The organism is Variovorax sp. GW460-12-1-14-LB1 (assembly GCF_059423605.1).
The window spans coordinates 1-9,952 of sequence record NZ_JBWKYF010000125.1 but is presented as its reverse complement, the minus strand read 5'-3'; the positions used below and the strand labels follow the sequence as shown (position 1 = coordinate 9,952).

At 70.5% G+C, this 9,952-nt stretch carries 8 protein-coding genes; 4 read left to right on the top strand and 4 right to left on the bottom strand.

Annotated features, from left to right (window positions below):
* Nucleotides 1-119: 119 nt before the first annotated feature.
* Complete coding sequence (locus AC07Y4_RS31910; protein WP_139699912.1) at nt 120-1,049, bottom strand: AraC family transcriptional regulator; 930 nt, start codon at nt 1,047-1,049, stop codon at nt 120-122.
* A gap of 204 nt (nt 1,050-1,253) precedes the next feature.
* Between AC07Y4_RS31910 and AC07Y4_RS31905 the strand changes: the two genes are divergently transcribed.
* The 3 genes from AC07Y4_RS31905 to AC07Y4_RS31895 are packed head-to-tail and all read left to right on the top strand — an operon-like array spanning nt 1,254 to nt 4,386.
* Nucleotides 1,254-1,601, top strand: coding sequence for a c-type cytochrome (locus tag AC07Y4_RS31905; RefSeq protein ID WP_354345064.1), 348 nt, complete (start codon nt 1,254-1,256; stop codon nt 1,599-1,601).
* Between the two features lie 37 nt (nt 1,602-1,638).
* Nucleotides 1,639-2,112, top strand: coding sequence for a (2Fe-2S)-binding protein (locus AC07Y4_RS31900; protein WP_062478499.1), 474 nt, complete (start codon nt 1,639-1,641; stop codon nt 2,110-2,112).
* 9 nt (nt 2,113-2,121) lie between these two features.
* Entirely contained in the window at nt 2,122-4,386 is a 2,265-nt protein-coding gene (locus AC07Y4_RS31895) for a xanthine dehydrogenase family protein molybdopterin-binding subunit (protein ID WP_495275623.1), read from the top strand.
* A 31-nt stretch (nt 4,387-4,417) separates the two neighbouring features.
* On the opposite strand, the gene AC07Y4_RS31890 is transcribed toward AC07Y4_RS31895, so the two are convergent.
* Complete coding sequence (locus AC07Y4_RS31890; protein WP_447745695.1) at nt 4,418-5,410, bottom strand: alpha/beta hydrolase; 993 nt, start codon at nt 5,408-5,410, stop codon at nt 4,418-4,420.
* Nucleotides 5,411-5,625: 215 nt separating this feature from the next.
* Nucleotides 5,626-6,429, bottom strand: a complete 804-nt coding sequence (locus AC07Y4_RS31885; protein WP_495275622.1) for a helix-turn-helix transcriptional regulator — start codon at nt 6,427-6,429, stop codon at nt 5,626-5,628.
* 103 nt (nt 6,430-6,532) lie between these two features.
* Between AC07Y4_RS31885 and AC07Y4_RS31880 the strand changes: the two genes are divergently transcribed.
* Nucleotides 6,533-8,107, top strand: a complete 1,575-nt coding sequence (locus tag AC07Y4_RS31880) for an MFS transporter (protein ID WP_495275621.1) — start codon at nt 6,533-6,535, stop codon at nt 8,105-8,107.
* Here the strand turns inward: AC07Y4_RS31880 and mutL are convergent.
* Nucleotides 8,091-9,952, bottom strand: a 1,862-nt coding sequence (gene mutL, locus AC07Y4_RS31875; RefSeq protein WP_495275620.1) for a DNA mismatch repair endonuclease MutL, incomplete at its 5' end; no start/stop codon positions are given. The genes AC07Y4_RS31880 and mutL overlap by 17 nt on opposite strands.

The following is a 9,952-nucleotide window of genomic DNA, read 5'->3' as shown; positions in this document are numbered from 1 at the left end:
GGGGAACAGGGGAAGCGGGGGGCATGCGTCGAGGGTAGCAAATGACACGCGCCGGGCCGCTGCACGGGGCTTGTCTGGGACGCCGGGCGGCTGCCCGGGGCTTGCCTGCGACGCAGCGCTCAGGCGACGACGGTCGCGTCCCGCATCCGCCGGATGTCGCGCAGCGGCGGCGCACCGAACAGGCGCGCGTACTCGCGGCTGAACTGCGAGGCGCTTTCGTAGCCCACGCGCACGCCGGCGGTGCCCGCATCGATGTTCTGGTTCAGCATCAGCTGCCGCGCTTCCTGCAGGCGCAACTGCTTCAGGTACTGCATCGGGCTCATGCCGGTCACGGCGCGGAAGTGCTGGCGGTAGGTCGACGGGCTCATGTGCGCCGACGCGGCCAGCTCGTCCGCCTGCACGGGCTTCCTGAAATTCATCTTGAGCCACGCCAGGCTCTGCGCCACCTGCTGGCTGGGCGAGCCGACGGTCATGAGGCGCTGCAGCTGCGGGCCGTGGCGCCCGGCGAGCAGGCGCACGACGATTTCCTTCTGCAGCAGCGGCGCGAGCTGGGGAACGAGCCGGGGCTCGGCCAGCAGCTCGACGAGCCGCGTGACGGTGCCCAGCAGCGTCGGGTCGAGCGCGCCCAGCGACAGGGCGCGCTGGTTGTGGGGCTCCCTGGACGGCGGGGGCAGCGCCATCTCGGTCGCGACCTGCACGATGGCGCGCGGATCGAGCCGGATCATGAGGCCCAGGAAGGGCTGCGCCGCGCTGGCGCGGGTGACGTGGGCCACCACGGGCAGGTCGGCCGTGATCAGCAGCGACTGCCCGGCGCCGTATTCATAGATCTCGTCGCCTAGCGCCGCGCGCTTCTGTCCGCCGACGGTGATGCCCAGGCCGAAGCCGTAGATGCAATGCACGGGCTCGGTCGCGGCGCTGCGACGGTGCAGCGAGAGTTCGGGAATGGCGGTGGCGTGGTCGCCGTCGTTTCGGGCAATGCGCCCGACGGCCGTGGCCAGGGCACCGAGGACGGCCGAATCGTCTGGCTGCGTCGGCTGTAGCACTTCCATCTGAATCCTTTCGGGTGCTTGCGCAAAGTCTAGCGGGCGCATCTCATGCGCTTGGCGTTTTTGGCGCAGTCTCGTTGTTTCAGGCAAGAACGCGCGCGGATTGGGCAAGTGGCGGCGGGCGCTTCGTCGGACACTGGCCGCCGTGAAGTCCTGCCGCGCGCGGCGCGAGGACCGTGCTTCCCCTCCACGATGATGAAAAAAGAAATGACCCACGACGAACGACATCCGCATCGCATCACCGCCTCGCTCGTGGCCGCACTGGCCATCGGCGCGAGCATGGCCGGGTCCGCGCCCGCCTTTGCCAGCACCGCGCTGGCACAGAAGTACGCGTGCGTGGCCTGCCACCAAGCCGCCGTGAAGGTGGTGGGCCCCTCCTGGAAAGAGATCGGCGCGCGCTACGGCGACGGCAAGGGCACGGCCGCGCAGCTGGCCGCCAGCATGAAGGCCGGCAGTTCGGGCAAGTGGGGCGCGATGCCCATGCCCGCGCAAGCCCAGGTTCCCGACGGGGACCTGCAGGCGCTCGCGCAATGGGTGCTCGACGGCGCCAAGTGAACCAGATCGTTTCAACCCACCCACGGAGAAAACCCACATGAGCGCGCTCCACGTCAACGGCCGTGACCACACGGTCGACGCCGACCCCGGCACCCCCATCCTCTGGGCCCTGCGCGACACGCTGGGCATGACCGGCACCAAGTTCGGCTGCGGCGCGGCGCTGTGCGGCGCCTGCACCGTGCACATGGACGGCCAGGCCATCCGCTCGTGCATCACGCCCATCGCGGCGGCCGAGGGCAAGAAGATCACCACCATCGAAGCCGTGACCGGCGGCAGCGACCGCGTGGGCGCGGCCGTGCATGCCGCGTGGGTCAAGCACGACGTCGCGCAGTGCGGCTACTGCCAGAGTGGCCAGATCATGAGCGCGACCGCCTTCCTGCAGTCGCTGCCCAAGGGCAAGCAGCCCAGCACGGACGAGATCGACTCGGCCATGGCCGGCAACATCTGCCGCTGCGGCACCTACGCCCGCATCCGCGCCGCCGTGGCCGATGCGGCCAAGACCCTCGCCTAAGGAGCCGACATGCTGCCCAACATCGACTACAACGACCTGCCGCGCGCGCTGCAGCGCCTGATGGCCCAGCCTGCGACCGATGACGCCGACGCGGCCGCCACGCTGCCCCGTCGCAGCTTCCTGAAGATGGCCGGCGCCGGCGGCCTCGTGCTCGGCGCGTTCCCTCACATGGCCATGGCGCAGGCCGACGGCCCGGCCAAGGCCGGTGGCGCGCTCAAGCCGACGCAACAGCCCTCGGCCTTCGTGCAGATCGCGCCCAATGGCGAGGTCACGGTCACCATCAACCGCCTCGAGTTCGGCCAGGGCGTGCAGACCGGCCTGCCGATGATCCTGGCCGAAGAGCTCGATGCCGACTGGGCCCTGGTGCGCAGCCGCAGCGGCACCAACGATGCCGCCTACGCCGACCCGCTGTTCGGCATGCACCTGACGGGCGGTTCCAACTCGATCAAGAACAGCTACACGCAGTACCGCGAACTGGGCGCGCGTGCACGGGCCATGCTGCTGTTGGCCGCGGCGCAGCGCTGGAAGGTCGACGTGGCCACGCTGCGCACGCAGGCCGGCACGGTCATCGGCCCGGGCGGGCGCAAGGCGGGCTACGGTGAGCTGGCCGAAGCAGCCATGGCGCTGCCGGTGCCCGAGACGGTCACGCTGAAGAGCCCGAAGGACTTCCGGATCATCGGCCGCCCGACCACGCGCCTGGACGCACGCGCCAAGAGCAGCGGGCGACAGGACTTCGGCATCGACGTGAAGCAGCCCGGCCAGCTCACGGCCGTGGTGGCGCATCCGCCCGTGTTCGGCGCCCGCCTGGCCTCGATGGACGACAGCGCGGCGCGTGCCGTCAAGGGCGTGAAGGCCGTGCTGCGCATTCCGCTGGACCGCGGCGCCGAAGGCGTGGCCGTGGTGGCCGACGGCTACTGGCCCGCCAAGCTGGGCCGCGACGCGCTCAAGCTGCAGTGGAACACCGACGCGGTGGAGAAGGTCGACAGCGACAAGCAGTTGGCCCAGTACCGCGAACTGGCCGGCCGCCCCGGCAACCGCAAGTTCGACGCCGACATGGCGCCGCTGGCCGGCGCGCCGCACAAGCTCGAGGCCGAGTTCGTGTTTCCCTACCTGGCCCATGCGCCCATGGAGCCGGAGAACTGCACCGTGAAGCTGTCGGACGGCCGCGCCGAGCTGTGGGTCGGCACGCAGTCCGCCGACCTCGACGGCCAGGCCGCGGCACGCACGTTGAAGCTCGATCCCGCGCAGGTGAAGGTGAACGTGCAGATGGCGGGCGGTGGCTTCGGCCGGCGCTTCGTGGGATCGAGCGACTTCGTGGTCGAGGCCTGCGAGATCGCCAAGGCCGCGCGCACCGCCGGCCTGAAGGACGCCCCCGTGCGCCTGCTGTGGAGCCGCGAGGACGACATCAAGGGCGGCTACTACCGCCCCATGCACTTGCATCGCGCCCGCATCGGCTTCGACGCGCGCGGCAAGATCCTCGCGTGGGACCACGTGATCGTGGGCCAGTCCATCACCGCGGGCACGGTGTTCGCCGGCTCCATGGTGAAGGACGGCATCGACGCCACGGCCGTCGAGGGCATGCGCGATCCGTACCCCGTGCCGATGCGCCTCACGGTGCATCACCCGCAGGTCAACGTGCCGGTGCTGTGGTGGCGCAGCGTGGGCTCCACGCACACCGCCTTCGTGATGGAGACGCTGATCGACGAGATCGCCCGCACGACCAAGCAGGACCCGGTGGCCTACCGCATGAGCCTCTTCGGCGACAAGCACCCGCGCCACCGCGCCGCGCTGCAGCTGGCGGTCGACAAGAGCGGCTACGGCAAGAAGAAGCTGGCCGAAGGCCGCGCCTGGGGCGTGGCCGTGCACGAGTCCTTCGAGTCGGTGGTGGCCTATGTGGTCGAAGCGTCGGTGAAGGACGGCCAGCCCGTGCTGCACCGCGTGACTTCGGGCGTGCACTGCAACCTGGCGGTGAACCCGCGCAGCGTGGAAGCGCAGGTGCAGGGCGCGGCGGTGATGGGGCTGTCGACCTGCCTGCAGGGCAGCGCCATCACGCTGAAGGACGGCGTCGTGCAGCAGGGCAACTTCGGCGACTTCAGCGTGGCGCGCATCACGCAGGTGCCCGAGTTCGACGTGCACATCGTGCCCAGCGCTGATGCGCCCAAGGGGATGGGGGAGCCCGGCCTGCCGCCGTTGGCGCCTGCCTTCGCCAACGCCGTGGCGCGGCTGACGGGCAAGCCCTTGCGCCAGCTGCCGTTCGACCTGGCCTCGGCCTGACGCGGGAACGGAACCGTCTGAAAAAGGCGGGCTAGATGGCGGCGGGGGCGGGCGTGTGCGCCTCGCCCCGCACCTCTTGCGGCGACAGCGCCGCGGAAGGCAAGGAAGGCGGTGCAGGCCGCGGTGACACCAGCCGCGGCTGCGGCCGGCTGTCTGCCACGGTGCTGCTGTCCTCGGGCTTCATGCGAAACAGCTGCGACAGCGCGGCGCGGTACTGCGTCGCGCCCACCGAGTTGGTGTTGTGGTGCGAGCCGCCCTCGACCAGCACGAACATCTTGGGCACCGTGGCCGCGTCGTACAGCTTGCGCCCGAGCGTGGGGTTGATCAGGCTGTCGGCGGTGCCGTGCACCACGAGCAGCGGCGCGCCGATGTCCTTGACGGTGCGAATCGCCTCGAAGCGCTGCGTGATGAACGGGCCGAAGGGCAGCCAGCCCCACTTGAAGCTGCTGGCCACGTCGGCGATGGAGGTGAAGGTGCTTTCGACGATGGTGCCGCTCTCGTCGTTCACGGTGGCCGCCAGGTCGATGCCGATGGCGCCGCCCAGCGAGTGGCCGAAGATGTAACGGTGCTGGCGTGGATGGCGTGCGGCCAGCCAGGTCCAGGCGGCGCGGGCGTCTTCGCGGGCCGAGGCTTCCGAGGGCAGGCCCTTGGAACTCTTGCCGAAGCCGCGGTAGTCGATGGCCAGCACCGAGAAGCCCAGCTCGTGCATGCGCTGGATGCGCGGTGCCGAGCCGGCCACGTTGTAGCGCGCACCATGCAGGTACAGCAGCACGGGGGTCTCGGTGGTTTCGGGGGCGCCGCCGAGCCACAGGCCGTGCAGGCGCGCCGGTTCACCGGTGATGGAGGACTGGAAGTCGATCCAGACATCCTGCATGCCTTCGGTCATCTGGGCCGAATTGCCCCAGCTGCGGTCGCTGGGCTGGAAGATCCATTCGCGCTGGCGTTCGTCGAGGGTCGAACAGCCGGCTGCCAGCAGGGCACAGAGCGAAAAGATGGACGCGAGGAGGGGCCAGCGTTTGATCATGGGGTGGAGGGACAGCGAAAGTCGGCCGAAAGTTCATCTGCTTGCTTTCTGAAACGCGTCGGCATCGCGTGTCAGCTCCCCCTGTGCAGCGCTCGCCGGCGCCTGGCACGAGACCATGCAACGTGCGTGCCCGCACCGTGGATGACGCCACAAAACCCTCGAAAACCCTCGAAATGGGCGCTGACGGCGCTTATCTGCCGCACAGGCCCCCGTGTTCAGCCGGGCGCCGGCTGCACGAAATACACCACCATCCGCAGGTGCCGGTGCGTGTCGACCACGAGTGTTTCGTGGTGAAACTCCAACGGTCCGCTGTCGGCCGTCTGTACGCATCCGAGGCCGCGCCGGGCGGGCGCGCTGTCGGGGGTGTCCCACCAGCGGTGGAAGTCGGGCGAGAGCGCTTTCAGGTCCGCGACCAGGCCCAGCATGGCCGGATCGTCGGGCGCAATGGCGAAGTCGTATCGGAATTGCGCCAGCAGCCCGGGCGCATCGTCGCGCCAGGCGGGCAGGTGCCGGCGCAGTTCGGGGTCGGCGAACACCATGCGAAGGAGGTTGCACGCCTCGCGCTCGCGCGCGCTGAAACCGAAGAGCGCGTCGGCCGCGGCGTTCCAGGCCACGACGTCCCAGCGCAGGTTGAACACGTAGGCGGGGCGGGTGGGCAGCTCGTCCATGAGCTGCTGGATGCGGGGCGTGACCGACACCTGCTGATGGGCCTCGGGCGGGGGCGGGCGCTTGTGGGCCAGCAGGAACAGGTGGCTGCACTCGGCGTCGTCGAGCTTCAGGGCGTGGGCCACGCCGAGCAGGAATTTCTGCGACACCTGGATTTCGCGCCCCTGCTCGAACCACGTGTACCAGGTGAGCCCCACGCCGGCCATCACCGCGACCTCTTCGCGCCGCAGGCCGGGCGTGCGGCGCCGCCCCTGCGAGGGCAGGCCCACATCGGCGGGCGTGAGCTTGCGGCGGTGCCGGGTCAGGAACTCCGACAGCTCGTTCTTGGTGCGGCTGAGGCTGCGTTCGATCAAGCCTGTTGTCTCCAGTAATAGGATAAACGCTTAAATTGTAATGTGATGATATTGTCCTGAAGATGGGGCTTCCGCAACCCGAACGCGCACCCGGAGGCCCCTTTTGACCGCACCTTGCGATTCACTTTTCCTTTCCGACCACCTTCCGGCCGCGAGGCGCGACGGCCGCGCCGGCGCCCGCGAATGGACCGGGCTCGCGCTGCTGGCGCTGCCGACCTTGCTGCTCGGCCTCGACCTCACGCTGCTGCACCTGGCACTGCCCGCGCTGGCCCTGGACCTGCGTCCCACGAGCGCGCAGGCGCTGTGGATCGTCGATGCCTACGGCTTCATGATTGCCGGCTTTCTCGTCACGATGGGCACGCTGGGCGACCGCATCGGGCGGCGCAAGCTGCTCATGGTGGGCGCGGCGGCATTTGGCGTGGCGTCGGTCATGGCGGCCTGTTCGACCAGCGCCGGCCAGCTGATCGCCGCGCGTGCCGTGCTCGGCGTGGCGGGCGCGACGCTGATGCCGTCGACGCTGGCGCTGATCAGCAACATGTTCCTGCACCCGCACCAGCGCGCGCTCGCCATCGGGCTGTGGGCGACGATGTTCGCGCTCGGCATGGCGGCCGGGCCCGTGGTGGGCGGCCTGCTGCTCGCGCACCACGGCTGGGGCGCGGCCTTTCTCGTTGCGCTGCCGGTGGTCGGGCTGCTGCTGGTGGCGGCGCCGTTCCTGCTGCCGGAGTACCGCGCGCCGCAGCAGGGGCGGCTCGACCTGCCCAGCGTCGCGCTGTCGCTGCTTGCCTTGCTGCCGGTGGTCTACGGCATCAAGCAGGTCGCGAAGGACGGGGTCGGTGTCGGGGCCGTGCTGGCGCTCGTCGGCGGGCTGGCGTTCGCGCTGGGGTTCGTCCGGCGGCAACGGCGGTTGCACCATCCGCTGATCGACCTCGGCCTGTTCGCCAGCCGGGCCTTCAGCGTCGCGCTCGTCGTGCTGCTGGTGGGGCTGGTCGGTGTCGGCGGCACGATGCTGCTGGTGACCCAGTACCTGCAGCTGGTGGCGGGCCTGTCACCGCTGGAGGCCGGGTTGTGGATGGGGCCACCGGCGCTTGCGATGCTGGTGGCCGGCATCACGGCGCCGCTGCTCGCGCGGCGCATCCGGCCGGGCCATGTGATGGCGGGCGCGCTGGGGCTGTCGGTCGTGGGCTACCTGGTGCTGAGCCAGCTCGATCGCACGCCGCATGGCATTGCATTGGTCACAGCCGCGTTTTCGCTCGTGTACCTCGGCCTGGGCACCATCGCCGCGCTGGGGACCGACCTGGTTGTGGGCGCCGCGCCGCCCGAGAAGGCCGGGTCGGCCTCGGCCTTGTCCGAAACGGTGCAGGAGCTGGGCCTGGCCGTGGGCATCGCCACGCTGGGCAGCCTGACGACGGCGGTGTATCGCACGCGAATGGGCGACCCGATCGATGGCATGGCGGTGAACCTTCAACGCGCGGTATCGGACAGCCTGGCCGGCGCTACAGCGGTCGCGCATGAATTGCCCGCAGGCGTGCTTGAACAGGCGCAAGCCGCCTTCCTCGCAGGACTGAATGCCGCCGCAGCCACCAGCGCTGTCAGCATCGCGGTCCTGGCGGTGCTGGCCGCCGTCACGCTGCGGCATGTCGGCGTGGCCGCCGATGACGGGCTCAGCGCCCGCGCATGAACAGCGAATCGAGCTCGCGGATCGACAGCTGGCGCCAGGTCGGCCGGCCGTGGTTGCACTGGTCGGAGCGCTCGGTGGCTTCCATCTGGCGCAGCAGGCCGTTCATCTCGTCGATGGTGAGCTTGCGGTTGGCACGCACCGCGCCGTGGCAGGCCATGGTCGACAGCAGCTCGTTCTGCGCGCGCTGCACCACGGTGCTCGCGTCGTGCTGGCCCAGCTCGGCGAGCACGCTGCGCGCCAGCTCCACCGGGTCGCCGTCGGCCAGCGTGCCGGGCACGGCGCGCACGGCCAGCGTGCGGGCCGAGAAGGGCGTGATCTCCAGCCCCAGCGTGGGCAGCACCTCGGCGCAGGCCTCGGCCGTGGCCACTTCCTGCGGCGTGGCCGCGAAGGTGGCCGGGATCAGCAGCGGCTGGCTCGTGATGGCCGCGCCGTCGAGCTGGGTCTTGAGCCGCTCGTAGACGATGCGCTCGTGCGCCGCGTGCATGTCGACGATCACGAGGCCCTGGCTGTTCTCGGCCAGGATGTAGATGCCCTGCAGCTGGGCCAGCGCGCGGCCCAGCGGCCAGGCGTCCTGGTTCATGACCGGCGCTGGCATGGGGGCCAGGGCCTCGCTGTCGGGCAATCCGACCGGCGCGCGGAACGACATCGCCGGCGCCTCGGTCTGCCACTGCGACGGGGCCGTGACCGGCGCATGCCCCTGTTCCTCGGTGCGCCGCGGCCACATGGCCTCGAAGTCGCCGGCACCGCGCTCGCGCGCCTGGAACGGGATCGCGGGCTGCGACCAGCTGGCGCTCGGCGGCAGCGGTGTCTGCTTGAAGAAGGGCTGCGGCGGCGCGTCGGCCGGTGCCAGCGCATCGCCGGCGCGCGGTGCGGCCAGGGCGTCCTCGATGGCATGGCGCACCGCCTGGTGCACCTCGCGCCCGTCGCGAAAGCGCACCTCGATCTTGGTCGGGTGCACGTTGACGTCGACGCGCGCGGGGTCGATCTCCAGGTACAGCACGTACACCGGCTGGCGCTGGCCGTGCAGCACGTCTTCGTAGGCACTGCGCACCGCGTGCGACAGCACCTTGTCGCGCACGAAGCGGCCGTTGACGTAGAAGAACTGCTGGTCGTTGCGCGAGCGCGCCGCGTCGGGAATGCCGGCACGGCCGATCACGCGCACCGGGCCGCCTTCGCGCAGCACGGAGACGCTTTGCGACACGAAGTCGTCGCTCAGCGCATCGGCCAGCCGCTGCTCGGGCGTGGCGGCGGCGCGCCATTGTTCGATCAGCTTGCCGTCGTGCCAGACCGAGAAGCCCACCTCGGGCCGCGCCAGCGCATGGCGGCGCACGGCCTCGATGCAGTGGGCCAGCTCGGTGGCGTCGGTCTTCAAAAACTTGCGCCGCGCGGGCGTGGCAAAGAACAGCTCGCGCACTTCGACCGTGGTGCCCACCGAGCGCGCCACCGGCCGCAGCTCGCCCGTGCCGCCGTCGAGCACGAAGGCGCTGTCGGCGCCGGTGAAGCGAGAGAGGATGCTGAGTTCGGCAATCGCGTTGATGGCCGCCAGCGCCTCGCCGCGAAAGCCCATGGTGCCGACCGTTTCGAGGTCGCTCAGGCTCGCGATCTTGCTGGTGGCGTGGCGGCGCAGCGCCACCGTGAGTTCCTCGCGGGGAATGCCCAGGCCGTCGTCTTCCACCGAGATCAGCCGCACGCCGCCCGAGGCCAGCCGCACGGTGATCTGGCGCGCGCCGGCGTCCAGCGCGTTGTCGAGCAGTTCGCGCACCACCGAGGCGGGGCGCTCGACCATTTCACCGGCGGCGATCTGGCTGATCAGCTCGTCGGGGAGTTCACGGATCGGGCGGCGTG

What these genes read in the sequence shown, in the direction of transcription:
- AC07Y4_RS31890 (WP_447745695.1), bottom strand. Translation starts at nt 5,410, where the DNA reads ATGATCAAACGCTGGCCCCTCCTCGCGTCCATCTTTTCGCTCTGTGCC.
- AC07Y4_RS31905 (WP_354345064.1), top strand. Translation starts at nt 1,254, where the DNA reads ATGACCCACGACGAACGACATCCGCATCGCATCACCGCCTCGCTCGTG.
- AC07Y4_RS31910 (WP_139699912.1), bottom strand. Translation starts at nt 1,049, where the DNA reads ATGGAAGTGCTACAGCCGACGCAGCCAGACGATTCGGCCGTCCTCGGT.
- AC07Y4_RS31900 (WP_062478499.1), top strand. Translation starts at nt 1,639, where the DNA reads ATGAGCGCGCTCCACGTCAACGGCCGTGACCACACGGTCGACGCCGAC.
- AC07Y4_RS31895 (WP_495275623.1), top strand. Translation starts at nt 2,122, where the DNA reads ATGCTGCCCAACATCGACTACAACGACCTGCCGCGCGCGCTGCAGCGC.